This is a genomic window from Methylobacillus sp. MM3, assembly GCF_001645185.1.
GTDB lineage: Bacteria > Pseudomonadota > Gammaproteobacteria > Burkholderiales > Methylophilaceae > MM2.
Window position 1 is genome coordinate 58,673 of sequence record NZ_LXTQ01000040.1, and the last position, 26,090, is coordinate 84,762.

At 57.0% G+C, this 26,090-nt stretch carries 23 protein-coding genes; 11 read left to right on the plus strand and 12 right to left on the minus strand.

Annotated elements, in window-relative coordinates; translation table 11 throughout:
* Nucleotides 1–42: 42 nt before the first annotated feature.
* The 3 genes from A7976_RS10675 to A7976_RS10685 all read left to right on the plus strand — a co-directional run bounded on the left by A7976_RS10675 (nt 43) and on the right by A7976_RS10685 (nt 2,434).
* Nucleotides 43–1,005, plus strand: coding sequence for a LysR family transcriptional regulator (locus A7976_RS10675; RefSeq protein WP_067111356.1), 963 nt, complete (start codon nt 43–45; stop codon nt 1,003–1,005).
* Nucleotides 1,006–1,055: 50 nt separating this feature from the next.
* Nucleotides 1,056–1,538 carry a DUF4124 domain-containing protein gene (locus tag A7976_RS10680; protein WP_082878097.1) on the plus strand — a complete coding sequence of 161 codons (483 nt, stop codon included), beginning with the start codon at nt 1,056–1,058 and terminating at the stop codon, nt 1,536–1,538.
* Between the two features lie 188 nt (nt 1,539–1,726).
* Nucleotides 1,727–2,434, plus strand: coding sequence for a cytochrome b/b6 domain-containing protein (locus A7976_RS10685; RefSeq protein WP_067111362.1), 708 nt, complete (start codon nt 1,727–1,729; stop codon nt 2,432–2,434).
* Between the two features lie 109 nt (nt 2,435–2,543).
* Here A7976_RS10685 and A7976_RS10690 read toward each other — a convergent pair whose 3' ends face one another.
* The gene (locus tag A7976_RS10690) at nt 2,544–3,557 is read right to left on the minus strand and encodes a zinc-binding alcohol dehydrogenase family protein (protein ID WP_067111365.1); all 1,014 of its coding nucleotides are present in this window, start codon (nt 3,555–3,557) and stop codon (nt 2,544–2,546) included.
* 92 nt (nt 3,558–3,649) lie between these two features.
* Here A7976_RS10690 and A7976_RS10695 point away from each other — a divergent pair, with 92 nt between their 5' ends.
* The 3 genes from A7976_RS10695 (at nt 3,650) to A7976_RS10705 (ending at nt 6,198) form a co-directional block, all read left to right on the plus strand.
* The gene (locus tag A7976_RS10695; protein WP_067111367.1) at nt 3,650–4,567 is read left to right on the plus strand and encodes a LysR family transcriptional regulator; all 918 of its coding nucleotides are present in this window, start codon (nt 3,650–3,652) and stop codon (nt 4,565–4,567) included.
* A 48-nt stretch (nt 4,568–4,615) separates the two neighbouring features.
* Nucleotides 4,616–5,065, plus strand: coding sequence for a MarR family winged helix-turn-helix transcriptional regulator (locus A7976_RS10700; RefSeq protein ID WP_067111368.1), 450 nt, complete (start codon nt 4,616–4,618; stop codon nt 5,063–5,065).
* A gap of 116 nt (nt 5,066–5,181) precedes the next feature.
* Complete coding sequence (locus A7976_RS10705) at nt 5,182–6,198, plus strand: catalase family peroxidase (protein WP_067111371.1); 1,017 nt, start codon at nt 5,182–5,184, stop codon at nt 6,196–6,198.
* A 39-nt stretch (nt 6,199–6,237) separates the two neighbouring features.
* Here A7976_RS10705 and A7976_RS10710 read toward each other — a convergent pair whose 3' ends face one another.
* Together A7976_RS10710 and A7976_RS10715 are read right to left on the minus strand one after the other, a co-directional pair.
* The gene (locus tag A7976_RS10710) at nt 6,238–6,486 is read right to left on the minus strand and encodes a hypothetical protein (protein ID WP_067111375.1); all 249 of its coding nucleotides are present in this window, start codon (nt 6,484–6,486) and stop codon (nt 6,238–6,240) included.
* 63 nt (nt 6,487–6,549) lie between these two features.
* Nucleotides 6,550–9,027, minus strand: coding sequence for an ATP-dependent DNA helicase (locus tag A7976_RS10715; protein ID WP_240483857.1), 2,478 nt, complete (start codon nt 9,025–9,027; stop codon nt 6,550–6,552).
* On the opposite strand from A7976_RS10715, the gene A7976_RS10720 reads away from it, so the two are divergent.
* Together A7976_RS10720 and A7976_RS10725 are read left to right on the plus strand one after the other, a co-directional pair.
* A complete protein-coding gene (locus A7976_RS10720) occupies nt 9,010–10,800 on the plus strand; it encodes an autotransporter assembly complex family protein (protein WP_067112014.1) in 1,791 nt (596 codons plus the stop codon). The genes A7976_RS10715 and A7976_RS10720 overlap by 18 nt on opposite strands.
* Before the next feature lies 1 nt (nt 10,801).
* The gene (locus A7976_RS10725) at nt 10,802–14,707 is read left to right on the plus strand and encodes a translocation/assembly module TamB domain-containing protein (RefSeq protein ID WP_082878098.1); all 3,906 of its coding nucleotides are present in this window, start codon (nt 10,802–10,804) and stop codon (nt 14,705–14,707) included.
* Between the two features lie 38 nt (nt 14,708–14,745).
* Here A7976_RS10725 and A7976_RS10730 read toward each other — a convergent pair whose 3' ends face one another.
* Entirely contained in the window at nt 14,746–16,230 is a 1,485-nt protein-coding gene (locus A7976_RS10730) for a YdiU family protein (protein ID WP_067111377.1), read from the minus strand.
* A gap of 135 nt (nt 16,231–16,365) precedes the next feature.
* Here A7976_RS10730 and A7976_RS10735 point away from each other — a divergent pair, with 135 nt between their 5' ends.
* Nucleotides 16,366–16,632: a hypothetical protein gene (locus A7976_RS10735; RefSeq protein WP_067111379.1), complete on the plus strand. Its 267-nt coding sequence runs from the start codon at nt 16,366–16,368 to the stop codon at nt 16,630–16,632.
* Between the two features lie 97 nt (nt 16,633–16,729).
* On the opposite strand, the gene A7976_RS10740 is transcribed toward A7976_RS10735, so the two are convergent.
* The 4 genes from A7976_RS10740 to A7976_RS10755 all read right to left on the minus strand — a co-directional run bounded on the left by A7976_RS10740 (nt 16,730) and on the right by A7976_RS10755 (nt 20,847).
* On the minus strand, nt 16,730–17,719 hold the full coding sequence (locus A7976_RS10740) for an alpha/beta hydrolase (protein WP_205633496.1): 990 nt from the start codon (nt 17,717–17,719) through the stop codon (nt 16,730–16,732).
* Between the two features lie 94 nt (nt 17,720–17,813).
* Nucleotides 17,814–18,896 (minus strand): alpha/beta fold hydrolase, encoded by a 1,083-nt coding sequence (locus A7976_RS10745; RefSeq protein WP_067111385.1) that lies wholly within the window; start codon nt 18,894–18,896, stop codon nt 17,814–17,816.
* 27 nt (nt 18,897–18,923) lie between these two features.
* Entirely contained in the window at nt 18,924–19,763 is an 840-nt protein-coding gene (locus A7976_RS10750) for a carboxymuconolactone decarboxylase family protein (RefSeq protein WP_067111388.1), read from the minus strand.
* 88 nt (nt 19,764–19,851) lie between these two features.
* Nucleotides 19,852–20,847 carry an aldo/keto reductase gene (locus A7976_RS10755; protein ID WP_067111390.1) on the minus strand — a complete coding sequence of 332 codons (996 nt, stop codon included), beginning with the start codon at nt 20,845–20,847 and terminating at the stop codon, nt 19,852–19,854.
* Nucleotides 20,848–20,989: 142 nt separating this feature from the next.
* Here A7976_RS10755 and A7976_RS10760 point away from each other — a divergent pair, with 142 nt between their 5' ends.
* Entirely contained in the window at nt 20,990–21,883 is an 894-nt protein-coding gene (locus A7976_RS10760) for a LysR family transcriptional regulator (RefSeq protein ID WP_067111392.1), read from the plus strand.
* Nucleotides 21,884–21,931: 48 nt separating this feature from the next.
* Here the strand turns inward: A7976_RS10760 and A7976_RS10765 are convergent, their stop codons facing one another.
* A complete protein-coding gene (locus A7976_RS10765; protein WP_067111394.1) occupies nt 21,932–22,294 on the minus strand; it encodes a helix-turn-helix transcriptional regulator in 363 nt (120 codons plus the stop codon).
* A 10-nt stretch (nt 22,295–22,304) separates the two neighbouring features.
* Nucleotides 22,305–22,778: an SRPBCC family protein gene (locus A7976_RS10770; RefSeq protein WP_088178423.1), complete on the minus strand. Its 474-nt coding sequence runs from the start codon at nt 22,776–22,778 to the stop codon at nt 22,305–22,307.
* Between the two features lie 236 nt (nt 22,779–23,014).
* On the opposite strand from A7976_RS10770, the gene A7976_RS10775 reads away from it, so the two are divergent.
* Nucleotides 23,015–23,587 carry a septal ring lytic transglycosylase RlpA family protein gene (locus A7976_RS10775; protein ID WP_082878111.1) on the plus strand — a complete coding sequence of 191 codons (573 nt, stop codon included), beginning with the start codon at nt 23,015–23,017 and terminating at the stop codon, nt 23,585–23,587.
* A 25-nt stretch (nt 23,588–23,612) separates the two neighbouring features.
* Here the strand turns inward: A7976_RS10775 and A7976_RS10780 are convergent, their stop codons facing one another.
* Nucleotides 23,613–24,077: a metallophosphoesterase family protein gene (locus tag A7976_RS10780; protein WP_205633497.1), complete on the minus strand. Its 465-nt coding sequence runs from the start codon at nt 24,075–24,077 to the stop codon at nt 23,613–23,615.
* Between the two features lie 37 nt (nt 24,078–24,114).
* Entirely contained in the window at nt 24,115–26,079 is a 1,965-nt protein-coding gene (locus A7976_RS10785) for a TonB-dependent siderophore receptor (protein WP_205633498.1), read from the minus strand.
* Nucleotides 26,080–26,090 lie beyond the last annotated feature (11 nt).

The following is a 26,090-nucleotide window of genomic DNA, read 5'->3' on the forward strand; positions in this document are numbered from 1 at the left end:
CGGTATAGTGAACAATACTGTTCCATAAATGGAAATATCATTATGCACATCGATCCCAACGATCTTCTTCTTTTTGCACGCGTCGTGGATGAGGGCAGCTTCAGTCGCGCCGCCGAGCGGCTGGACGTGCCGAAATCGACGCTGTCGCGCAGGCTGTCGATGCTGGAAGCGCAGTTGGGCGAGCGCTTGCTGCTGCGTACGACGCGCAAGCTCACCGTCACGGATTTCGGCCAGGCTGTGCTGACACATGCCCATCAAGTCACGGCGGAGGTGGAGTCCGCCATGGCGCTCACCCAGCATCGCCAGGCGCAGCCCAGCGGACGCTTGCGGATTTCGATGCCCGGTGATCTTGCCGATGATGTGATCGGGACAATGCTGGCCGAGTTTGTGGCCAGATACCCGGCCATTGCGCTCGATGTCGATATTTCGCCGCGGCGCGTGGATCTGATCGGTGAAAACTTCGACCTGGCGATCCGCATGGGCGACTTGCCGGATGATGCCTCGCTCGCTGCACGCCGCATCGCCACTTTCACCATCGGTTTGTATGCCTCGCCGGATTACATCAAGCGTCGCGGCATGCCCTCCGAGCCCGAGGCGTTGATGGAGCACGATGCCTTGCACCTGATGGCGCGTAACGGCGAACCTATCCCGTGGCGGCTCAGCCGGGACAAGATGCAGTGGGATGGCAATCCCCCCGGCCGCGCCGCCGCCAACTCGCCGGGCCTGCTGTTGCGGCTGGCGCTTTCCGGTACCGGCATCGCCATTCTTTCGGATCACTACGCGGAACCGCACATGAGAGCCAGCAAGCTGGTTCCGGTGCTTGAAGACTGGAAACTGCCCAGCGTGACATGCTGGGCAGTTTTTCCAGGCCGCCGCCTGATGCCGGCCCGCACGCGGGTGTTCCTGGATGCGCTGCAGGAAGATTTTGAGAAACGCTGCCCGGCGGCCAGGGCGCAAATCGAACAAACCAGGCAGGCGCTCAGCAGTAGAGTCGGGAACGAATGAATCAGCATTCAAGTTGTCTATTGTTATATAGACGACGACAATGACTTGTCATGAGAACGCTATTTGTCATTTTGATGTTGCTGATCCCGCTGCCAGGACTGGCCGATATCTATAAATGCAAAGATTCCCGGCAGATGATGGTCTATCAGGACACGCCCTGTGCCACCCGGACGATAGGCACGTTAAAACCTGTGCCCGCTCCATCGGACAAGGATGTCACGGAAGCGCGGCGCAATCTTGAGCGCACGCTGCAGGAAAATCGCTACTACGAGCAGTTGCGGCGGCAGGAGCTGGCGAAGAAGCAGGAAGAGCAACGCCTCCTCGAAGCCCAGGAGCTGCGTGAGCGGGAGCTGATGGCCGCTGAGGCGTATCAGGATGAAAATACACGCTACTATCCGCTCTATGCTCCCGGTTTCGGGCATGAACCGTTTGCCCGAAGACATCGCCATCCCCATGGCAACCTCGATCCGATCAAGCCGATACCAAGAAGGCCTTGCGTAATCGGTTTCGTCGGAGACACAAGCTGCCGCTAATCGGATATTGAAACATTGAAGTAAAAATGCCCGCATTTGCGGGCTTTTTGTTTTTGAAACTGAATGGGCTTTCCGGCCGGCGACGCATGGCGGCATGAAGATTGCTCAATTTTTCATTGAGCACAATTTCCTTAACACACAGCGCGTAGGCTGGCGTCGTTGATCATCGTGTGAATCAGGAGGTAACCATGAAAAAACAGATCAAAGTCTGGTCGCCCTGGGTAAGGCTGATGCACTGGGGGCTGGCCGTTTCGTTCAGCATCGCCTATTACACCCGCGATTCGGAACTGGACCGCGACATCCATATTTATGCCGGTTATGTCGTTGGCAGCATCGTTCTCGCTCGACTGCTTTTCGGCTTTTTTGCGCGCGATCACGCCTCATTTTGGAACTTCCCGCCCAATCTTGTGGCGGCATTCGGCTATGTGAAAAGCCTCGTTTACGGAAAAGCCCGGCGCTATGTCGGCCATAATCCGGCGGGAGCGATGGCGATTTATGCGCTGCTGGCTGTCAGCCTGGCGACTGTCCTTACCGGATACATGAGCCTCAATTCCATCCTGCTGCCTTTTGGCATCGGTGGCGACGAAACGGCCGGCCAGTGGCATGGCGTGTTGTCCACGCTGCTGGTCATGCTGGTCGGTATGCATCTGACCGGGGTCATCGTCGGCAGCCTGGTTCATCGGGAAAACCTGATCCGGTCGATGCTCACCGGGCTCAAGCCGGTGCGTACGCAAAGTCATAGCGATTGGGATGTCGGGGATATCCTGGTGAAGGTCGCGATGAGTACTTTCTTCGTGATCCTGCGGGTTATCGATTTCTTTATACGCATTCTGGGCGGCAAGGGTGTCATTTTCGGTCCACGGCAATCGCACTGGCACTGGCGGCCGCATGCGTAGCTGGTTCTGCCATGAAAAAATGCGGCCTTCGTCGAAAACCGCGACATTTCCTGACAGAACAGGTGTTTAGCTACCACCTTGGCCTGATACGGCCAAGGGTAGTGCCCCGTCAAAAACCTTCTAGTACGATCTTGCCGCGCGATCTGCCTGATTCCAGCAAGGCGTGAGCGCGCTTCAGGTTCTCTGCATTGATGGTGCCGAAATGTTCGTCGACAGTGCTACGGATCAAACCTGCATCTACCAGAGCGGCCATTTCGGTCAGGATGTGATGCTGCGCCTGCATGTCTTCGGTACTAAACAGAGAGCGGGTGAACATCAGCTCCCAGTGTAGCGACACACTTTTGCGTTTCAGCAGCCGCACGTCGATTTGCTCTGGATCGTCGATCAGGCCGAACTTGCCCTGTGGGGCGATGGCCTCGACGATTTGAGGGAAATGCTGGTCAGTATGAGTCAGGCTGACGATGTATTTCGGCTGCGTGACACCGATGCGCTTGAGTTCGTCGACGATATCCTTGCTGTGATCGATCACATGGTGGGCGCCGAGCTGTTGCACCCACGCCTGCGTTTCTGGACGGGAAGCCGTGCCGATGACCGTCAGGCTGGTCAAGCGGCGGGCAAGCTGCACCATGATCGATCCAACGCCTCCGGCAGCGCCGATGATCAGCAGCGATTCGCCAACGGCTTTCATGCCGGGCTGGATTTCCAGGCGGTCGAACAGCATCTCCCAAGCCGTAAGACTGGTCAGCGGCAACGCGGCGGCCGCGGCAAAATCCAGCGAGATCGGTATTTTCCCGACGATGCGCTCGTCCACGAGTTGCAATTCGCTATTGCTGCCGGCACGAGCAATCGAGCCGGCATACCAGACGTGATCACCCGGCCTGAACAGCGTCACCTCTGGGCCGACCGCCCTGACGATTCCGCTGGCATCCCAGCCCAGGACTTTCCACTCGCCCTTTGCCGGGGATGATCCTGCGCGCACTTTGACGTCCGCTGGATTGACAGAAACGGCTTTGACTTCCACGAGAAGATCGCGCCCTTCTGCCACGGGATCGGGCAGCAGGATATCGATTAGCGATTCCGGATGGTGAGTTGGATGGGGCTTCTGGTAGGCAACGGCTTTCATGATGACTCCTTTGGTCTGTTTATGGACCTCATTGTTATTTAATCCATTGCATTGATAAACTACGTAATTAAATAATTACCTTCAATAATATTTTGAAAATAAAGAGTCTTCAGGATCTGGAAGTATTCGTGCGTACCGCCGATTGCGGTAGCCTGTCCGCGGCGGCACGCCTACTTGGTATCTCGCCCGCAGTTGCGAGTGTTGCCCTCAAGCGATTGGAAAGCGACCTCGACCTCATATTGTTCGTCCGCACTACCCGCAGCATGCGGCTGACGCCCGAAGGCGAAACTTTGCTTGCGCGCTGCAGGCCTCTTCTGGAGGGATTCCGCGAGGCAGAAGAGGAACTTGGCGCCGGACATGCGTTGATTGGAAGCCTGCAAATTTCCATGCCTTCCGATCTGGGCCGTAATCTCATTCTCCCTTGGTTGGATGAATTTCAAACCCGATATCCAAGGGTGCATTTGCGCATACAGGTCTCGGATCGCCTGGCGGATATCTATCGCCAGCCGGTCGATATTGCCATCCGCTATGGCACACCTCCGAGTTCGGGCCTGGTTGCGCTGCCTTTGGTGCAGGAGAACCGCCGTGTTTTATGCGCGGCACCAGCTTACCTCAGGCAATATGGCACGCCAGCGTCTCCACATGAGCTTACCGCCCATAACTGCTTGTGCTTCATGCTCAACGACACCGTGTACGACAGCTGGCGCTTCTGGAAAGGCGATAAAGAGTCGCTCGTAAATGTGCGCGGCAATCGATTGTCCGATGATTCGGATGCCGTGCGCCGCTGGGCGGTTGCAGGCTATGGCGTTGTTTACCGCTCGCGCATCGATGTCGTCGGCGATCTCGTAGCGGGACGTTTGCAACTCTTATGCCCGGACTGGCTGGGAGAATCTGTGCCATTGCATCTGGTATGTGCCGATCGCAGGCAGTTGTCGCCCACGGTACGCCTGCTCAGGGAGTTTCTCGAAATTCGCTTTAACGGTCTGGTTGGCACTGCCGGCCGCACATGATAAATTAAATCGCTTGCAAACTAATTTTGTACGATTTAATATGCTGCCATGAATACGAAAGCGGACTCCACTCCTTTGCTCGATGAACAACTTTGCTTTGCGATCTATTCGACTTCGCTCGCAATGTCCAAGGTCTATCGGCCCTTGCTGACCGGGCTGGGAGTCACCTATCCGCAATATCTGGTGCTGATGGCGCTATGGAATCGGGATCAGGTGACGGTGTCGGAGATCGGTAGCCAGGTATTTCTGGATTCGGCAACCCTGACGCCGCTGCTGAAGCGCATGGAAACGGCCGGACTGGTTGAACGGGCGCGCTCTGCGCGTGACGAGCGCCAGGTGATCGTCAGCCTGACGCCGGCTGGCCGGGAAATGCAGAAAGAGGCGGGCAGGATCATGTCTTCCGTCCTCTGCGCGGCACAGTGTTCGGAGGAGGAAGCGCTGGCATTGAAAGACCAATTGGTCGCGCTGCGTAACAATCTTGAAAAAAGCATTCAATGATCGAGTAATACAATCACTGCTAAAAACAGCATAAACATCGTACACGATTTAATCGTAATAAATTTAAGTGGGCGGCAATTCTTAAACGGTGCATTCTTAATCGATAGGAGAGGCAAATGAAACAACAGCAGATCAAAAACATCACCAGACTGATAGCTACGGCATTACTGTTAGGCAGCGTCGGAGTCACCGCGGCAGACGAGGCAACCACAGCGAAGCCCGTGACGGAGCAGTTGGTCGATACCATGACCAAACTTGCGAATGGACCGTACAAGGGGTTCCGCGCCAACCATGCCAAAGGCATCATGGCCGAAGGAACGTTTACGCCGTCTGCCGAAGCGGCGGGGATAAGCAAGGCGCCGCATTTGCAAGGGGTGGCAACTCCCGTGCTGGTGCGGTTCTCCAATGCCACGGGCGTGCCGACCATCGCCGATGCCAATGGCAATGCGATGCCCAAGGGCATGGCCATCCGCTTCACCTTGCCCGATGGCAGCAGCACCGACATCGTGGCGATTTCCGTGAATGGATTCCCGGCCGCCACGCCTGAGGATTTTCTGGGGCTGCTGAACGCAGTCGCGGCGAGTGGCCCGGACGTCGCATCGCCCAAGCCGGTCGAGCAGTTCCTGGCATCGCATCCGGCGGCGATGAAGTTCGTCAGCACGCCTAAACCGGCGCCGGTGAGCTTTGCTACCCAGCCCTTTTTCGGCGTCAATGCGTTTCAGTTTACCAATGCAAAAGGCGAAACACAGTATGGGCGCTATCGCATCGTTCCGATTGCAGGCGCGCAATTCCTGACTGACGCAGAAGCTGCCAAGCAGGCCCCCAACTACCTGATGGATGAACTGCCGGTCCGGCTTGGGAAACAGGAAGCTCAATACCGCATCGTGCTGCAACTCGCCGAAGCGGGCGATTCCGTGGACGACCCAACTGCAATATGGCCGGATGACCGCAAGCAGGTCGAACTGGGAGTGCTGACGATCAAGTCGGCCGTGGCGAATAGCCAGGAAGCGGAACGAAGCCTGATGTTCAACCCGCTGGTGCTGCCGGACGGGATCGCGCCGTCCAACGACCCGGTGCTGCTGGCGCGGCCGGGCGCATATGCAGTGAGTTACGGCAGGCGTCTCGCCAATTGATCCATTGCAACCCGGCCCGTACCGCACGGGCCGGGTTGTTCATAATTCCGGGGATTCGCTGGCGTCATGCAATCGCATGACGAGGAACTCCGCCAACTCGGCTTGCCGCACTGTCGCGAGCCGCCAAAGTTCGTCCGCGGCAGTTTGCATGCCGAGCGGCGGCGCCTCCTGTTTGCCATGCAGATACTGCTGCATGAAGAGGACGCTGTCATGCTGGGCTTGAATGGCAGCCTCGGCCGCGTCCTGCCACGCGCGATACAACGCATTGATGTGTTCGAGATCGTTCATCGCCTGACCTCCTCGTTAGGAGCCTGGTGCTACCCAAATTGGTCAACGGGAAAAGAGGGTGGTTCACTTTCCGCCGATCACCCACCAGCGTGGCAGCAACTCCCTGATTTCCGGTTGCGAATAGCGCTCGTCGATCAGATGAATCACGCCGCGGTCGTCCCTGGTGCGAATGACGCGTCCCGCTGCCTGCACCACCTTCTGCATGCCGGGGTAGAGGTAGGTGTATTCGTAGCCGAGGCCGAAGATATTCTCCATGCGCACGCGCATCTGCTCGTTGATTTCGTTGATCTGCGGTAATCCTATCGTGGCGATGAAAGCGCCAACCAGGCGGTCGCCAGGCAAATCGATACCTTCGCCAAAAGAGCCGCCCAGCACCGCAAAGGCGATGCCTTCCGAGGTTGGGGTGAAACGGTTGATGAATTCCTCGCGCTCCGCTTCATTCATCATCCGCGATTGCTGGCGGATGGGAATCTCCGGAAAGCGCTCGCTGAACGCTTCGTATACCTGCTCCAGATAATCGAAACTGCTGACAAACAGTAGATAGTTCCCGGGCTGTGCGCGGTATTGCTTCGCCATCAGTTGAGCTATGGGCATGATGGAATAGCGGCGGCGGAGGTAGCGGGTCGAGATATGGTCTACGACGTTCACCTTCAGTTGTTCCGGTGTAAAAGGCGATTGCACGTCGATGAACGGTGTTTTCTCAGGCAATCCCAGCATGTCGCTGTAAAAGTGCGAAGGGCTGAGCGTCGCGGAAAACAGCGTCGCCGATTGCGCGGCCTCGAAGCGGCCTTTCAGGAAAGGCGCAGGCACGACGTTGCGGATGCACAGCGTGGTGTTGTCGTGCAGCAGGCTGGTGCGCTGCTCGGTGCGCGTGATGTCGAACATCGAATGCGGCCCGAACGAATCAGCCAGCGTGACGAATTGCAGCGCGTCGAAGTAGAAATTCAACAGCCCGGCGTCGTTGGTCGTCGGGTGCTCCGCCAGGTAATCGGTGATGCGCGTCACCACGCGCTGCAGCGCAAAGTGCAACTCTTCATCGATGACCGGGTAGACTTCGTAGGTCGCTTCCTGCGCCTGCACCAGCCTGATCCAGGCCAGGCTCAGCTTATCCAGCGCGGATTTCAACGCCTTGGGCGCGCCTTGACGCATGTGCTCGAACGCAAACTGGCTCAGTTCCACGCTGTACATCTTGCGTCCGCGCTCAATCATGTTGTGCGCTTCGTCCACCAGCACGCTGACGCGCCACTCGTTCATCACCGTCCCGGCGTATAGCACGGCATAGAGATCGAAGTAGTAGTTGTAATCGCCCACCACCACATCGCTCCAGCTCACCAGATCCTGCCCCAGGTAATACGGGCAGACCTGATGCTTGCGCGCCACGTCGCGCAGGGTGTCGCGGTCCATCATGCCGCGTTCCAGCGCCTCGATGCGCGCCTCGGGCAGGCGGTCATAAAAGCCCTTGGCGAGCGGGCAGGATTCGCCGTGGCAGGATTTGTCCGGGTGTTCGCACGATTTCTCGCGGGCGACCAGCTCCAGCGTGCGCAGCTTCAGCTCCGGGTTGGATTCGTGGATAACATTCAACGCATCCAGCGCCAGCTTGCGCCCGGAAGTCTTGGCGGTGAGGAAGAAAATCTTGTCGAGCTTCTTTTCCGGCATGGCCTTGAGCAACGGAAACAAGGTCCCCAGCGTTTTGCCGATACCGGTCGTGGCCTGTGCCATCAGGCACTTGCCGAGGCTGGCCGTTTTATAAACCGATTCGGATAAATGCCGTTGACCAGTGCGGAAACTGGGGTGGGGAAAGTTCAGCTCCGTCAGTTGCCGATCGCGCGCCATGCGATGCGCCACTTCGCGATCCGCCCACGCCTGCAGCTTTTCGCATTGCCCGGCGAAATACGCCTCCAGATCGGCAGCGCTATACAGCTCGCTGATGGGGATTTCATCCTTGCTGGAGACGTTGTAATACACCAGCGCCGCGTTGATTTCCGCGAGGCTGCGCTCGTCGGCCAGCAGCCACGCATAAATCCTGGCTTGCGCCCAATGAAGGTGCCGGTGATTTTCCGGCATGCGTTCCAGCAAGCCTTTGTAGGTTTTGATTTCTTCCAGCTGGTTGATGTCCGGGTCGTAGCCATCGGCACGCCCGCGCACGAAGATATTCTTGTACTCGCCGGTGAGGGTTATTTCGGTCTGGTAGCCGGGCGGGCGACGCGAGGTCACCGTGTTGTGGCCCATCATGCCCTCCAGCGCGGTGGGCGAGGGCGTGAAGCGCTGGTCGAGGTCGCCGATGCGTGCGACCAGGTCGCATAATGCCCGGACGGAGATGACATACCTGAACGGATCGGACGGATTTTCCGAAACGGTCAGGCTTTGAGCGAGCTTGATAATGAAAAGACCTTCTAGGCAGGAGCTGGTGAAAGTATAGCAATTCGACCTCTCTCGAGACAGCCGCGTTCGTAAGATGTGTGTGCGGCCGAACTGATGATTTCCACCGAAACTTTTATTGTTGTAAGAGAGTCCAGCTTTAAGATGAACAACACTTCTCATACTTCCTTATCTGGCAACACCAGCAAGACAATCTTATTTGCGTTGCTTCTCAGTCTGTCCATCAGCGCACAAGCGGAATATGAGGTAAAAATCGATGCGCCCAAACCGCTGCGCGACTTTCTGGTGCAGTTTCTCGACCTTTCTCGCTACAAAAACCGGAAGGATCTGAGCGAGGATCAATTCAACTTCATGTTAGCCACGGTGGAAGAGCAAGTGGCCAAGCTGGTAGCCACCGAAGGCTATTTTTCACCCAAGACGGTCGTCAAGGTGGCGCAGGTTAATGGCAAGCAGAGCATCCATGTAGACGTCAACCCTGGGCCGCGCAGCTATATATCGCTGGTTGATCTGACAGTGCAAGGCCCGGCGGGGCAGGACTCTCCCAGCCAGATTGATCGATTGATCAAACAATGGCCACTGATTAAAGGGGCACCCTTCCGCCAGGAGGATTGGGATAACGCCAAGCGCCAAAGCCTGCAACAGTTGCGCAATTATTTGTATGCAGCCGCGCAGATAACCTCTTCCGAAGCCCGCATAATGGCCGACCAGCAGCAGGCTGAGCTTTCCGTGACTTACGAAAGCGGCCCGCCGTTTACGCTCGGTCCTTTGCAGGTAAAAGGCGCTCAACGTTATCCGGAATGGATCGTGCAGAACGTCAGCCCGCTGAACGAGGGCGAGCCTTATGACGCCGAACGCTTGCTTGCCTTGCAGCGCCAAATCATGCGCACGCCGTACTACAGCAATGCCGTGATCGATATCGATCGCGACCCGGCACATGCCGATCGCACACCGGTGACCGTTGCGGTAACGGAATTCCCCACACAACGCATAAGCGGCGGGGTGGGCTATTCGACCGATACCGGCGCCAGCATCGAAGGCCACTATGGGCATAACAACGTTTTCGGCAAGGCCTGGGTGCTCGATACCCAGGCCAAGTTCGAGCAGGAGCAGCAGACGGCCAGCCTGAATCTGGCTTTGCCGCCCGACAGGAGCAATTTCGTCAACAGTGCAGACCTTTCCTACACGCGCATGACCCTGGAAGGGATCGACCTGCGTAGCATACGCTACGGTCTGTGGCGGTCCCGGGCCACCGATAAGCTGGATCTGGCCTTCAAGCTTCAGTATTACCAGGACAGCCTGAAACAACTCAATGGCGCTGATATTCCATCGGACATCATCGTGCGGCCGGGAGATCATCAAGCCTTGATGGCGAGCGTGGAATGGACAGTCCGCAAAGTGGATGACCTGGTGTTTCCGCGTCGCGGCTATATTGTTTCCAACATGCTGGGCGTTGCGTTGAAGAGCGCGCTCAGCGACGAGAACTTTCTCCGTGCGCAAACCCGGCTGCGGCATTTCTTTCCCGTGGGGCAGCGTGACTTGGTCATGTTGAGTGCTAACCTGGGCGCCGTCATTGCCAGGCACGGCGACGACATCTCCATCCCGGCGTCGTTACTGTTCCGCGCCGGCGGCACTGAAACCATACGCGGCTACGATTATCTCTCCATCGGGAATTCGGTCGGCGGAACGGTGTATCCCACGCGCTACATGGCTGCCGGCAGCATTGAATACCAGCATTGGTTTCTGCCGAAATGGGGCGCGGCTGTGTTTTATGACATCGGTACGGCGACCGACAACTGGCCCGACAAGGAAATTTTTCAGGGCGTAGGAGTGGGCGCTCGCTGGCGCAGCCCGGTGGGGCCGGTAAACGCCGATCTGGCATATGGGATAGAGCGCGGCGAAATACATCCGCATTTTTCCCTGAGCGTTGCTTTTTGAGATGGCTCAAACGTATCCCAAGGATCAGCTGCATTCCAGAAAATGGCTGGGAATCGTGCTGCTGCTATGCGTGTCGGGAATGCTGGCGGCTGCTTGGGTCACGGCCATCAATACCGAGTTCGGGGCACGCATGGTCTGGCGCATCGCCACCACGATGGTGCCCGAGCTGACGGGTGAGTATGAGAGCGGTACGCTCAGCCATGGTCTGCAACTGCGGGAGGTGCAGTACCAGGATGCGGAACGAAAAGTCGCGATAGACCGCTTACGCTCTGATTGGCAATTCCAATGGTCGCCATTAAAGCTGACGGTAACCGAACTCGCGCTTGATGAGGTCGAAGTCACGCTGCTGCCTTCGCCACCTGAACCACGCACATTACCGGATAGCCTGCGCTTCCCGCTCGCGCTTGATCTCAGGCGGGCCACAGTGCAGAAACTGACGCTGAAAACCACGGATGCAAGCTTTGCGTTTTCCGGGATTAAGCTTCATGCCAGCACCGATAAGGTTCACCATGCACTGGTGTTGGAGCAGGCGGATACGCCCGTGGGCAAGGCGAACTTGCAGTTGAGCCTGAATGGCGACAAGCCCTTTGCCCTGAATGGTCAGGCCAGCCTTGGCGGCCGCACCGCGCAGGACGCCAAGCTTCAGGAAACATACACGGTCCAGGCGCAGATTTTCGGTGCGCTAGCCAATATAGATGTCATTGCCGACATCACCGGCAGCCGGGCACAGGGGCGGCTGGATATCGCCCTCACGCCATTTGCGGACATTCCCTTTACCCGTGCCCTTGTCGATATCCGCCAGGTAAATTTGGCAACATTCCGTTCCGGCCTGCCGAAGACACGGATAGATATTCATGCCGACCTCAAGCCAGCTGAAACGCAGCCGCTGGTGGATATCTCGGCGCTGCAAGTGGTTGGGCCGATCTCGATTACCAATGCCGTTCCGGGCAAGATCGATCAAGGGTTGCTGCCGGTGGTCTCCTTGACCGGCAACGCCCGGCTCGATAAAGATGCGCAAGCGATATCTGCCCTGACCGTCAAGCTTTCCGGCGGTGCGCAGTTGATCGGCAGTGCCCATCGCCGCAGCCCGATCAAAGGCGGACTGGATTTGCAGGCGCAGGGCTTGAACCTGGCTGCGCTGCATGGCGCGCTGCGGCCCACGTCGCTGGCGGGCCCGCTGACGCTGGTGCTCGAGGAATCCAGGCAGCGCATCCATATCGATCTGGCGGACAAGGCCTATTCCATCGCGGCGGATGGCACGATCGATCCTTTCAAATTCGTGCTCGATCATGCCGGATTAAAATCCGGCCCCGCCCAGCTTGTCTTGCAGGGCAGTTTGACCAGAGACACGCAGGCGGCCTATACGGTGAAGGGAACGCTGAGCCAGTTCAACCCCGGCCTATTCTTCAACACTATGCACATCCGGGCGCCGGAGCCGAGCAGGCAATTCCCTTTCAAGGTCTATCAGGCAAACATCAACAGTACGTTCGAGGTGAACGGCAGACTTAATCCGTCTTTGGTCGCCCAGGCCCGCTTCAACATCCATGACAGTACCTACAACAACCTGCCCATGCGCGGCGGCGGCACTGTGCAAGTCGCAAATGAAACGGTGCGGGAGAGTGATGCAACGCTCGACATCGCAGGCAACAACCTCAACGTCAAAGGTGCATTCGGTAGACCGAACGATACGCTATTGGTAGCTGTCGATGCGCCAGCGCTGGATAAGCTGGGCTTCGGCCTATCGGGTTTGCTCAAATTGCAGGGCAGTTTTGCCGGCACGCTCAAAAAGCCCAAGGTGATGGCCAACTTCACCGCGAAAGGGCTGCGGTTTGGGAAGCATAGTCTGGCGAGTGCAGCTGGCAATATTCAGGCGCTTGGGCTGCCGGCAGATGGTTCGGACGCCACGCTTAAGCTCGATATCAATGCAAATGGTTACTACCTCGGAGAAGTCCATTTGGAGCGCTTCAACGCGAATGTTTCCGGGAGCTATGGCTATCATCAAATCCACCTGGCCACCACGGGGCAGTTGCAGGGCCAGAAGGTTGATCTCCTGCTGGCTGCCGACGGGCGCTTGAAGCAAGCCCGGAACGGCATGGCGTGGTCGGGCATCGTAAGCAGGTTCGATAACCGTGTCTTTCCCCGCGTGCATCTGGCAAAACCTGTCACCCTCGATGCGGCATCGCAACAGCTCAGGCTGGGCAAGACTGCCATCACGATAGAAAAAACCAATCTCGCACTGGAGCGCTTTGCCTACGAGAATGGCGCGATAAGCTCTGCCGGCCAGGCCGATGCTGTGCAGGTCGCGAACCTGCTGGCATTAAGGAAGGAGCTCACGGGGGGCGAATCGCTGCCGATGCAAACCGATCTGGTGCTGGATGCGCGCTGGGATTTCAAGCTCGCCCGGCAAGCAGAAGGATTTGTGCAAATCGAGCGCCGCAGCGGCGATATAAGCGGCAAGGGAAAAGCGGGCGATATTTTGCTCGGCTTAGGCAAACTTAAATTCAGGGCCGATCTCAGCGGTAAACAGGTCGCCTTCAATATAGAGGCCGATGCCAGTCGCGTCGGTCAGCTGCAAGGCAACGGCCATGTAGGTTTGATGCCGTCCGGCGACGTGCTGACCATTACCTCGCAATCTCCGGTGAACGGGCAGGTAACAATGGACATGGCGTTGCAAAAAGCCGGCATCCTTGCCGGACCGCGTGTCTCCCTCAATGGCAGGGTGAGCGCTGATCTCAAAATGCAGGGCACGGTGGGCGGAATCGCGTTGTCCGGGCTGATCAACGGCGATGACATGGCGCTGACCCTGTATGACCAGGGCGTGAAACTGCACGATGGCACGGCCCGCCTCGTGCTGCACGATCAGGTGCTGGAAATCAGGCAGGCAGTATTTCATGGCGGCAAAGGCCAGCTCCGCATCACCGGCAGCATTCCTCTGGACCAGCAGCATCCCGATCTGACTGCCACCATGGTGGCCGATAAATTGCAGCTATTGGCCAAACCGGGATCGCAGCTCACGCTTTCCGGCAATGCCAGGATCACCAATAGCGCCGGCCAGCTCGCTGTGGATGGCAAGTTCGTGGTGGATAATGCCTTGTTCAACCTGCCTGAAACGCCTGCCCCCGAGCTGGGCGACGATGTGGTGGTCGTGCGTAGTAACGAGGCTGGATCCAGTCGGGCCAATGACCGGCAAGCGCCAGCGAGCCCTTTCTCGCCGCTAATCAAGCTTGCCATCGATCTGGGCAACGATTTCCGTTTCCGCGGACAAGGTGCCGACCTGCGGATGACCGGCCTCGTCACGATTATCCAACAGCCGCGGCAAGAACCTGATGCTCAAGGCACAATCAACGTGGCGGAAGGGACATTCGAGGCATTCGGCACCAAGCTTGCCATCGAGCGCGGCATCCTCAACTTTCAGGGGGTGATGGATAACCCCAATATCAACATCAAGGCCATGCGCCGCAATCAGGAAGTGGCGGCCGGCGTAAATGTCACCGGCACGGCAAAAACGCCTAGGGTTACGTTGGTTTCCGAGCCGGACGTGCCGGAAGAGCAGAAGCTGTCCTGGCTGGTATACGGCCATGCCGGTGGGGGCGGTGGTGAAAACGGTGCTCGGTCGGCGGCACAAAATGCTGCTCTGGGACTTGTTAACAGTATCGTGGGTGGTAAAAAGTTGGCAAAAAATCTTGGACTGGATGAAATCTCGCTCACAACGGGAGCATCTGGCGAACAGCTGGTGACGCTGGGCAAATCCATCACCGATAAACTCACCTTGGGCTACAAGCAGGGGCTGAGCAGTGCCGAAAGCGCGTTCGAGCTCACATATCTGCTTTCGCAGCACTGGTCGGTTGTCACACGCGGCGGCCAGATACTGGGCATCAGCATACGCTACTCAAATCGGTTCGATTAGGCGCATGCCGCTGGTTTTCCGGCATGCGCTTCAATGGCCTATGTCCCGCAGAAGGTCTGGTAAGGCCATCGCGAAGGCGGCGCCGGGGCGCGGTAGTCCACATTCTCCGGGGTCTCCTCGAAGGGCGAAGCCAACACCGCCAGCAACTTTTCAAACGGCGCGAGATCATTGTCTTCCACTGCCGCCGTGAGTGCCGCTTCCACCAGATGATTGCGCGGGATCACCGCCGGGTTGGCGGACCGCATCGCCGCAATCGCCGCCTCGCGTGAGGCGGATTGGCTATTCAATCGACTCTGCCAACGTGCCAGCCATGCCTGCATATCCGATTCGTCGGAGTGGATCGGATGCTCCGTAGCCAGTTCGCGGAAGGTGTTGGTGTAATCCATCCCGTGTTTCAGCATGCAAGCCAGGAGCTCGTTGACCAGCCCAACATCCTCTGCCGCTTCATCCAGCAGCCCCAGCTTGGCGCGCATGCCGGTCAGCCAGTAATGCTCATATTTCTGTGGGTATGACTGGATGGCATCTTCCGCCAGCGCAAGGGACTGATCGATGTCCGCATGCAGCAAGGGCAGCAGCGTTTCCGCAAGGCGCGCCAGATTCCACTGCGCAATCGGCGGCTGGTTGCCGAAGGCATAACGGCCTTGCTGGTCGATGGAGCTGAACACCGTCGCCGGATCGTAAGCGTCCATGAACGCGCACGGGCCGTAATCGATGGTCTCGCCGCTGATCGCCATGTTGTCGGTATTCATCACCCCATGGATAAAGCCGATCTGCATCCACTTGGCTACCAGCGCTGCCTGCCTGTCGATCACCGCGTTCAGGAAGGCGAGATAAGGGTTTTCTGCGACCGCCAGAGCCGGGTAATGCCGGTGGATCGTGTAATCCGCCAGGGCTTTCAGGGCCGCGGCGTCGTCAATGGCATAAGCGAACTGGAAAGTCCCCACCCGGATGTGGCTGGACGCCACGCGCGTCAATACCGCCCCGGGCAACACCGCATCCCGCATCACCGGCTCGCCCGTCGTTACCACTGCGAGACTGCGCGTGGTGGGGATGCCCAGCGCGTGCATCGCCTCGCTGATGAGATATTCCCGCAACATCGGGCCCAGCGCGGCGCGCCCGTCGCCGCGCCGCGAGTAAGGCGTCTGGCCCGAGCCTTTGAGCTGGATATCGAAACGCGCGCCATCCGGCGCAATATGTTCGCCTAACAGCAAGGCGCGCCCGTCGCCCAGCATCGTGAAATTGCCGAACTGATGGCCCGCATAAGCCTGCGCCAGAGGTTCCGAGCCTATGGGCGCGTCGTTGCCGGAAAAAATGAATTTTCCGTTATCTTCGGCCAGGCGCTTGGCGTCCAAGCCGAGAGATTCCGCCAGCGCATGGTTGAACACGGCCATGCGCGGCTCGCGCACTAACGCAGCATTTTGACTTCTGTAAAACGCAGAAGGTAGCTGGGCGTAGGTGTTGTCGAAGTGCCAGCCGGTTGTAGATACGCCGATGCTATCCATGTCTTTCAAATCCGAATTCATAAAATTTCCCGACGCTTACTTTAGCGCATGCGCTTGCATAATTGCCTTTAGATTAAAGACTGGCCTGTTTCAAATGCGTTCGGCCAGGTGGAACCTTGTCCGTGCGGCTCCGTCACATCAACAGGAGGAAACATCATGGTGATGAATGGAGAGATAGAGTGGCTCCAGCTTTCCAAAGGCTGGCAACAGAAACAATCCGACTACTTCTCGGCACAAAAGGCGTTGGACGATACGATGTCGTCGTATCTGGGTGCGAAAGGGACGCCACCCAGCCGCCAGGTGATGGATAAGGTAAGCGATTTACGGCTCCAGATGTTCGAGGCAAGAGCCGCGATGGATGCGTTTATTGCCGCTCACGCATCAGGCCAACAGGAAAAACATAATCTGCCGCGGCATCAGTGACGATGCCTGATGGAGAGCGATGCGCTATCGTCGCAACTTTTCCACCAAAAAGTCAACGAAGGACGTCAGCTTGGGCACTGACTGGCGAGCTTTGTCTTTACAGTGATTTGCTGTAGAACTGAGTCAGTTTTTCCATGGCTTGATTCACATACTGCGGCTTCCAATAGGTTTCAATGTGGGTCGCACCGTCAATCAAGAATAATTCCTTATTTTTTGCGTTGACTGCTTTCTTGAAAGCGCTTTGGGTCATATACAAGGAGTCGGCCTTGCTTCCGGCCATCATCAGCAATGGTTGATTGATCAAATCCATATTGCTGGCTGCATCGAAATTCATTAAATCAAGCAGGCTGCTCATTGTGTATTTGAAGGTGGAATTGGGGTGGGCGTGAGTCTTGCCATAGTAATCAAAGCCCTCGCGATACAAATCAAAAGGCAATCTGGCGATTTGCTCGTCCGTCATCACAGTATCGCCCACGTAGATAATCTTGCCTCCGGCAGCTTCTTGCGCGCGGGCGTTTGACGCTTGCTTCAAGCGCTCCTGTATGGTGGATAGCTGAGAATCCAGATAGCCATTGCGTCTGACCAAACCTGAATTAAACATGCTCAACGTGGCAATGGATTTGAAGCGCTTATCGGTTTGTGCCGCTTTTAATGAATAGCCACCGCCGCCACAGATGCCCAGCAGTCCTAGACGATCAGCATCAACGCCAGCATATTGGGTGATGTAGTCCGCCATGCCATGAATGTCTTCAATACGGTAAGCAGGCTTGTCCACATTGCGAGGCATGCCACCGCTTGCACCCTGATATGCCGCATCGGCAGCAATGGTGATGTATCCCTGTTCAGCCAGACGCTGAGCATACAAGCCCGCGACTTGCTCTTTTACACCGCCATTGGGGTGGGCCACCACAACTGCCGGGTATTTTTGTCTTTGGTCATAGTTCGCGGGGGTATAAACATTGGCAGAGATCTCAATGCCATTGAGTTTGTAGGTAACCGGGTGAATGTTGACCTTTCCTTTCACGTTTTCGGTAATCGCGCCGTCATAGGTCAGCGTGAACGGATTTTGTTTGTAGTCTGCTGCCACAGAAACTCCGGATAAGACGCTAATAGTTATGGCGACTACAGCTCTATTAAAAAATTTCACGTTGATAACTCCTAATTGAAATTTTGGTTTCAAATCAGTCCAGATGCTTTTCGGCAAGGAATCGCGACATCAGATCAGCGATCTGGACATTGTTGAGGTCGGAAAACGGGAAGTGCGTGTTGCCGTGAATGCCGATCTCCGGCAGGTGGACAACCTTTGCATCGCCGCCATGGCGATTGATTGCCTCAGCCCACTGCTTGGCCATGGCCAGGCGTACTCGCCAGCCATCCTGGCCAGGATTGGTTACGGGATCCCTGGGAATGAAATCGCCGTAGTAGATGACGATGGGGATGCGGGTGAGCTTCATGAACTCGGCCAGGGGCATCCCGATGCCTTCCAATTTGCCGGCGGCACTGGACATCGCTGGTGGCACCTCGCCCTCCGGAAAGACGAAGCCGCTTCCCGGCTCGTAGGAGACGATGGCCCGGATGCGCGGATTTTTCATGGCGGCCAGCCAACCCATGCCGCCACTGTGCGAATGAGTCACGAGGATGCCGGCGCCAATCTTGTCGAACAAGGCAGAGACGGCATCGCTGGTCACGTTCGTATCGATGGGGCCGGTGTCTGGCGTCATTGCCCGGAAGTACTGATCCAGCGTCTCCGGCGAGCGGGAGAACTGCACGCCGGGGAAGTAGTTCGGCCAGATGCCGACACGGAAGGTATCGAACCATCGCTGCTCATCCGGCGTAGCGCTGATCGTCCCGGCCACGCTGCCTCGGCCGGCCGAACCGCGACGTGGCTGATCGAGCACATAGGTCGCAAAACCCCGACGCAGAAAGATGTTCTGGTAGCCTTCGCGGCCATCCGGTGTGGATTCCCATGTTTTCGAGAACTGTCCGAATCCATGCCACATCACGAGTGGCAATTTGCGGGCCTGGGCCGGAATTTGGTAAAACACACGGGCATGGTCGCCATGGAGCGTCTGACCGCCGGAGGTTGGGTTGAGTGGGTCGTAGTTTCCCGGACTTTGAACAACCGTTCCGCCAACGGCAAAGCTGCCTTGTTCCTGAATCACCAACGGTGCTTCAGGATTCTGCGGTGCGGCCGCAGAAAGTCCTGCCGTAAACAGCGTGCAAGCCACCCAGGTGAGCACGCACTTTCGCAAGTTAGAAGTCATGATCGAAAATTCCTTTGGCTGAATGGGCTACTTGGCCGGTAGCACTTCCTTGGCGACAGAAATGGCCGAGACAGCACTTGGCCAGCCGGCATAGAAGGCCAAATGGGTTATCACCTCGGCAAGTTCCTCTCGCGTCATGCCGTTCTGGACAGCCAGGGCCAGGTGCGAACGAAGTTGGTCGGGGCGATTCAGCGCAATCAGCGCGCTGACCGTTGCCAGGCTTCTGTCCCGCTTCGATAGTCCAGGACGCTCCCAGATGTCGCCATACAGCACGTTGTCGGTCAGGTCGGCCAGTTTCGGGGCAACATCGCCCATCAACTGCTGGGCACGAGATGGCTGCATGGAGGGTGTGGCGCTTTCCTTGGCAGAAGGCTCATTGGGGTATTGGGCATCCGAGACCTTCTCCAGCCAGTCCACCGATTTGCCATCGAGTTGCTCCTGGATGGCAAGGTGCGTCATGGTCTCTGTGGCCGACGCACCATGCCAATGCTTTTGGCCGGGAGGGATCGATATCACATCTCCACGCTCAATGCGTTGGATGGGGCCACCCCAGAACTGGATCAGTCCATTACCTTCGGTCACGACCAGCGTCTGCCCCAACGGATGGGTATGCCAATCGGTGCGCGCGCCGGGCGCGAAGGTGACGTAGGCTGCCGATGTCCTGGCCGGCGCATTCGGGGAAAAGAGCGGTGCCACGCGAGCCTTGCCGGTGAAATGCTCGGAGGGTGCTTCATATGGGGTTCGCGAAGCGCTACGCGAAATATGTGCCGAATTGCTGCCGGAAATATTCGCCTTAATATCCGTTGTTTCGGCATATGAGGACGAGAAAACCGGCATCAATAGCAGCAGTAAGAGTGTATTTTTCATGATGGATACTTTATTCCGGTTCGTTTGCTCGGTGTCGTGATGGGACGTTACTTGATCCCCGGCGAGGGGAGGTGTGCAATGGCAGTGATCACAGCCCGGTCATTTTCAGCGCGTACTCAGGCAAACGCGCACCTTCCAGATGCAGCTTCGAGGCCGCTGATGCGATTCGCTGCAAATCGTCGGCAGTCAATTCGATGGCTACGGCCCCCAGATTCTCTTCAAGACGATGCAGTTTCGTGGTGCCGGGAATCGGAACGATCCAAGGCTTCTGCGCCAGCAGCCAGGAGAGCGCAATCTGGGCAGGTGTTGCGCCCTTGGTCTCGGCGACTTCCCGAATCAGGGCAACCAGCGCAACGTTGGCTTTCAGGGCATCCGGAGAGAAGCGCGGAACCTGTGAACGGAAGTCGGAGCTATCGAAACGGGTGTTCTCATCCATCTTGCCGGTCAGGAAACCGGCACCGAGCGGGCTGAACGGGACAAAGCCGATACCCAATTCTTCCAGCGTCGGCAGCAGTTCGGTTTCCGGGCCTCGCCACCACAGGGAATATTCGCTTTGCACGGCGGTCACCGGCTGAACTGCATGGGCACGGCGAACCGTTTCAATGCCCGGCTCGGACAAGCCAAAATGCTTCACTTTCCCTTCGGCGATCAATTCCTTCACCGCACCTGCCACGTCCTCGATGGGAACGCCGGGATCGACGCGATGCTGGTACAACAGGTCGATGGCATCAACCTTGAGGCGCTTCAGCGATGCTTCGGCTACTGCCTTGATATGTTCTGGGCGGCTGTTAACGCCACCGGTACGCTGTGCTGTGGCCGGGTCGAGATCGAAGCCGAACTTTGTGGCGATGACCACTTGCCCTTTGAAGGGTACCAGTGCCTCACCCAGCAATTCCTCGTTGACGAATGGACCGTAAACTTCGGCAGTGTCGAATAAAGTAACGCCCAAATCGACCGCCCTGCGGATCAGCGCGATCATTTCCGTTTTGTCGCCTGCCGGGCCGTAGGCCGAACTCATGGACATGCAGCCGAGGCCGAGTGCGGATACCTCCAGGCCGCTGTTTCCAAGCGTGCGATTTTTCATGACGAATCTCCGTTGAATATTGAGAAGCACGCCTGTGGGTTGAAGCAAGCGAGTTCCGTGGCTGATGTTTCTTAATGTAGTTGCTGTCGATTAATTTGTTAATACGCTAAAATCAGCATGGGTTTATGCGTGGGATTAATAAATGGCTGCCGGCGACTTTAGCGATCTTGTTGCGTTTATTGCAGTAGCGCGTGAAAGAAGTTTCACCCGCGCTGCCGCTCAATTAGGGATGTCGCAATCGGCGCTGAGTCACACGATTCGTAGCCTGGAAACCCGGCTCGGGGTTCGCTTGCTGGCGCGCACTACGCGGAGTGTGTCGCCAACCGAGGCAGGGGCCAAGTTGCTGGAAACCGTGGCCCCGCGCCTGGAGGAAATCGATAACGAACTGGCGACGTTAAGCGAGCAAAAAAACAAGCCAAGTGGCCTGATACGCATCACGACCGCAGAACATGCAGCCAATACCGTGCTTTGGCCTCGCCTACAGGGACTTTTACAGGATTACCCCGAAATCAGGGTCGAGATAAACGTCAATTACGGGATGACCGATATCGTTGCGCAGCGCTTTCATGCCGGTGTGCGCCTTGGCGATCAAGTCGAGAAGGATATGGTAGCGGTACGGATCGGGCCCGATCTAAGGGTAGCCGTTGTTGGCTCGCCGGACTATTTCTCTCATCATCCACAGCCACAATCCCCTCAGGATCTTTCCAGACACAAGTGCATCAATCTCCGACTGCCCACTCACGATAGCTACATGGTTTGGGAATTCGAGAAAGGGGGAAACCCGTTGAAAGCTCATGTCGAGGGGCAATGGACATTCAATTTGGGGTCTCACATTCTTCGGGCAGCGGTGGCTGGTTGTGGTTTGGCTTATCTGCCGGCCGACATGGCAAAAGAAGAAATCGCCAGCGGGAAACTAATTTCGGTACTGGAGGATTGGTGCCAGCCCTATCCCGGATATCACCTTTACTACCCGAGCAGCCGGCAGTCTTCTCCGGCATTTAGTCTCTTGGTGGATTGTCTGCGATATCGGCCCTGAGTCGAATTGGCTGCTGACTGCATTCAGACCGCCGAAATTTCCGCTCGATCAGGCTGACTCTGCAAATGCCTTGAGCTTCGTCAACGCCACGTCCCATTGTCTGCCGATCATCTCCAGCGTCCGTTTCGCTTCCTCGATCTGGCCGGGTTCTAGCTGCCAGAGCCGTTCCCGGCCCAGCTTCACGTCGCGCACCACGCCTGCGTCCGCCAGTACCTGCAGGTGCTTGGTTACGCCCTGCCGGCTGATTTCGGTATTCGCCGTCAACTGCGCAATCGAGAAAGCGCCGCCGGCGCAGAGTACGGCGATCAGCTTCAGACGGGTAGGGTCGCCCAGCGCGGCAAAGACGTTCGCAAGAGTTTCACTCGTTTGAACGATCGCGTGCAGGTCGTTTTCATTCTGATTTGCATGCATTGTGCTGTCGTTATGCCCTGACATGGTTTGCGATGTTGTCGAGTTGATATGCCCAGCCGCGATCGTTCATGCGGAATGCTTCCAGGCGGCGGGCCGGGGGAATGTTGTCGAAGCCGGATTCCACCACTGTCAGCAGCGTGCCGTTGCCCGGGGCGTCTTTCAGGGTAAAGGTTACCAGCGTCGGCTGCTCCTGCGTATAGTTCGCTGCGGGGTCGATGGCGTAAGGATGCCAGCGAAACGAGAGCAGATTCTGCGGCTCGATGCGCTCGATAACCACGTCAAAATAGCAGTCATCATGCCCACACATTGCAGTGTCGATTATTCCACGTGTGCGTTGCCCGGGCGCGAAAGTCAGGCCTTTCAGGTTTGCGCCGAACCAGGTGCCGAACTCTTCGGCATCCGAGATGGCTTGCCACACGCGATCGCGGGGTGCGTTGATGACGATGCTGCGTTCGATCTGGTCGGTTTCAGAAGTAATGGTCATGATTTGCTCCTTGCTATGGGAACTCATTTTGCAACCGAATGGTTGCGTGAAGGGAGTATGGAGCAAATAGCCGATTAATGCAACTTTTTGGTTGCATTTAATTGCGGCTTTTTATGCCCAGCTGTCGCCTTGCGGCAACAGATCGCTGTGAGACCGAGTCCGATCATCCTAATCGCATCAACTTATTGGCTGAGAATGCGGTCGCAATTTATAGAATACGCATCATGGAGATTTTCATGGTTCACTACCCAGCAACAAATGAAGACTCGAACTCGGGTATTCACGTGCCGCACAGGTTGGCCAAATTGGTTTTGGCCATTGCCGCCGGCGTTGCCTTGCTCGCCCTGCCATTTGCGGCTGCCAATGACGCTGCGGCACAAGAAGCGCCCGCGTCTCAACCTGCCAAAGCCAAGCCCAGGCTCGACCGCTCCGGCGACACGCGAGTCGGGAAAGCCTCCATCTATTCGCATAAGTTCACCAATCAGAAAATGGCGGACGGCAACAAAATGGATCCACTCGACGACAATGCCGCCAGCAAAACGCTGCCGCTCGGCACACGGGCGAAGGTGACCAACCTGGAAACCGGCCAGAGCACGGAAGTCACCATTCAGGACCGTGGACCCTATGTGCCGGGCCGCATTGTGGACCTCCCGCGCGCCAAGGCGGAGGAGATTGGCATTACCCTCAAGGAAGGCGTGGCGAAGGTGGAAGTGGCGCCTATCGAAGTGCCGATGCCGGACGGGAGCGTGAAACGGGGGGATGGGGCGGAGCAGGCAGAATTAGCCGGCGCTGGCCCGATCCGGGATTAAGGTTGTGTTCTGCCGGCCAGGCTTGTCAGTTGAGCAGTTCGGTGATGCGTGCGGTCACGGACTGCCCTTCGACAAGCAATTCTGCTGCGGCAACGGGAAGGCGAAACCTTCTTGGGCCGGCGCTCCCGGGGTTCACGAAAAGGATACCGTTTCGTTCTTCAATGTGCGGCTTGTGCGAGTGTCCTGAAACAACGACCCGGATTCCGGCCGACGATAGATCGATGTCGAGGTCGGCAAGGTCATGGACAACATGGATTGTGACTTCACCGACCCGAAGGGACTCCGCGCAACGTAGTTCTTCTGCCCATGGACCGCGATCGTTGTTCCCCCTGACGGCAGTGACCGGTGCAAGCGCGTCAAGCCCGGAGAGGATTCTCGGTTCGCAGATGTCGCCGGCATGTACGATGAAATGGCTTCCGCGCAGGAACTCCATGGCTTCCGGTCGCAGTAGCCCGTGTGTATCGGAGATCAGTCCTACTCTTAGAATCAAGGGTCTTCCTCAACGCGGATGGGAGACTTGGCGCGGCTTAAGGCTGCCAGACCACCTTGAAAAATATCGCTTGGGGGATTTCACTACGGAACTGACGTGCGCCATATTCCGCATGCTCGGTGCCCAGCAAATTCTGGCCAATAATAGAAAGCTCAATATCCTTGCGCACACGCCAGCCAAAACGCGCATCAACGGCCGTATATTCGGGTACTTTTTCCGGGCTCGATAACTCACCTGCATGGCGCACGGATAAATCAAATTCCTTGTCATGCGATATATTGAATGCGGAGCGTATTTGCCAGGTATGGGAAGGATCCCTGCCTGCCGCGTCGGGGGCTGCAAGATCGAAACTACCGGGCTTGAGCTCCAGTTTTTCATTCAGGAAGGTTGCTCCGGCGCTTATGCGCCATTGCGGTAACACTTGATAAGTGCCCCACATTTCAATCCCATGGGAAGACCCTTCCATTTCATTGGCAAATACAAGAAACGGACCGCTGAAATCGATCTCCGTCGTTCTTAAATGATCATATTCATTGCGAAAAGCGGTGATCTCGAAATTGAGCTTGGAACTGATTTGCCCGCGATAGCCAAGCTGATATACGGTCGCAATCTCGGACCGAATATCAGGGCCGCCGTTGAGCAGAAATGGCGGATCTCTCGGTATGAATGCGTCGGCATCGAGTCGAGAGGGCGCTCGTACGGCGCGCGACACTGCCGTCCACAAAAGATGGTGCGGAGTGACCTTCCAGGCCAGTCTCGCATCGGGTAAAAATTCATAGCCTGTATAGTCGTTCCGCTCCAGCCTCGCACCCAGCGTGAGATTCAGATTTGTTGTCAGGGATATTTCGTCCTGGCCATATAGACTTAGCCAGCTTTGATTCACATCTTCAGGCAGGATGCCGATGCTCGGGTGGTCGCTTTTGAATTCATCCTGGCTATAGCGGTAATTGGCGCCCCAGGTCAGGGCATGCCTTCCGATGGGCTTCAGCGAGTGCTGGAATTCCACATCGAAAATATTGTTTGCGTCCCTGAAAGTAGGCGGGACTTTACGTAAAGTCCGGTCGTAATAAGCCTGAAAGCGAATCTTTGAGCCGTTATCCAGCAGATGCTGCCAGTTGGCGGTTAAATTGACCCCCGATATCGATACGGTATCAAGCGCTAGAGTCGTGCCGGTAACTGAAAGAGACCCGGGCCGGGGTTGGCCGATATCGCCTTCGTAGACGTTACCGGTTACGCTAAGTTGATTTTCTGCATGGTCCCAATCCATGCGAAAGCCGGCCTGGTTTTTATTCCATCCGTCGGAAATGTCCGTGCCATCCTCCAGCGAACTATCCTCGCGGTGGGATGATTTTGCATACACCCGAAAATGGCCGTCGCCTCCTACGGTTACGCCATAACGGAATGCAGTATCGCTGCCGATATTGCCGCTTCTTGCCGATGCCAGGGCGCCCTGGGTATCTTTTGCGGAACGGGTGATGATATTGACCACGCCATTGACGGCGTTGGTGCCCCAAAGCGTGCTGCCGGGGCCGCTGATGACCTCGATACGCTCAACATCCTCAAGCATGACATCCTGCGCATCCCAGAATATGCCTGAAAAAAGCGGCGAATAGACGGAGCGGCCGTCGATGAGGACCAGTAGTTTATTCGGGGCACTACCGGTGCCGTTAAGGCCGCGCGCGCTGATGGCATGGCCGCTGGCACTAACTTGCGCAACCTGAAGATTCGGTGCCAGCCGCAAGGCGTCCGGCAAGGTTGCGGCGCCTGAACGGCGGATATCCTCATTGGTGATAATGAATACCGAAGCGGCGGCATCCGACAGGCTTTGCGGTTTTTTGGAAACCGAGGTGATCTCTATATTGCCGAGCTCCTCAATGGACATGTCCGCAAATGAATCGATAGCCAGGGGATCTGCAGAGGCCGAAAAGGAGGCAAACGGAATGCACAAGCTTATCAGAAACCTGATATGGCCTTTTTGCATTCTCGGTAATTGCAAGGGCATGTGGATTCCGT

Coding starts and splice junctions, on each gene's coding strand:
- A7976_RS10675 (WP_067111356.1), top strand. CDS start 43: ATGCACATCGATCCCAACGATCTTCTTCTTTTTGCACGCGTCGTGGAT.
- A7976_RS10680 (WP_082878097.1), top strand. CDS start 1,056: ATGAGAACGCTATTTGTCATTTTGATGTTGCTGATCCCGCTGCCAGGA.
- A7976_RS10685 (WP_067111362.1), top strand. CDS start 1,727: ATGAAAAAACAGATCAAAGTCTGGTCGCCCTGGGTAAGGCTGATGCAC.
- A7976_RS10690 (WP_067111365.1), bottom strand. CDS start 3,557: ATGAAAGCCGTTGCCTACCAGAAGCCCCATCCAACTCACCATCCGGAA.
- A7976_RS10700 (WP_067111368.1), top strand. CDS start 4,616: ATGAATACGAAAGCGGACTCCACTCCTTTGCTCGATGAACAACTTTGC.
- A7976_RS10705 (WP_067111371.1), top strand. CDS start 5,182: ATGAAACAACAGCAGATCAAAAACATCACCAGACTGATAGCTACGGCA.
- A7976_RS10710 (WP_067111375.1), bottom strand. CDS start 6,486: ATGAACGATCTCGAACACATCAATGCGTTGTATCGCGCGTGGCAGGAC.
- A7976_RS10720 (WP_067112014.1), top strand. CDS start 9,010: ATGAACAACACTTCTCATACTTCCTTATCTGGCAACACCAGCAAGACA.
- A7976_RS10715 (WP_240483857.1), bottom strand. CDS start 9,027: ATGAGAAGTGTTGTTCATCTTAAAGCTGGACTCTCTTACAACAATAAA.
- A7976_RS10725 (WP_082878098.1), top strand. CDS start 10,802: ATGGCTCAAACGTATCCCAAGGATCAGCTGCATTCCAGAAAATGGCTG.
- A7976_RS10730 (WP_067111377.1), bottom strand. CDS start 16,230: ATGAATTCGGATTTGAAAGACATGGATAGCATCGGCGTATCTACAACC.
- A7976_RS10735 (WP_067111379.1), top strand. CDS start 16,366: ATGGTGATGAATGGAGAGATAGAGTGGCTCCAGCTTTCCAAAGGCTGG.
- A7976_RS10745 (WP_067111385.1), bottom strand. CDS start 18,896: ATGACTTCTAACTTGCGAAAGTGCGTGCTCACCTGGGTGGCTTGCACG.
- A7976_RS10750 (WP_067111388.1), bottom strand. CDS start 19,763: ATGAAAAATACACTCTTACTGCTGCTATTGATGCCGGTTTTCTCGTCC.
- A7976_RS10755 (WP_067111390.1), bottom strand. CDS start 20,847: ATGAAAAATCGCACGCTTGGAAACAGCGGCCTGGAGGTATCCGCACTC.
- A7976_RS10760 (WP_067111392.1), top strand. CDS start 20,990: ATGGCTGCCGGCGACTTTAGCGATCTTGTTGCGTTTATTGCAGTAGCG.
- A7976_RS10765 (WP_067111394.1), bottom strand. CDS start 22,294: ATGCATGCAAATCAGAATGAAAACGACCTGCACGCGATCGTTCAAACG.
- A7976_RS10770 (WP_088178423.1), bottom strand. CDS start 22,778: ATGACCATTACTTCTGAAACCGACCAGATCGAACGCAGCATCGTCATC.
- A7976_RS10775 (WP_082878111.1), top strand. CDS start 23,015: ATGGTTCACTACCCAGCAACAAATGAAGACTCGAACTCGGGTATTCAC.
- A7976_RS10785 (WP_205633498.1), bottom strand. CDS start 26,079: ATGCCCTTGCAATTACCGAGAATGCAAAAAGGCCATATCAGGTTTCTG.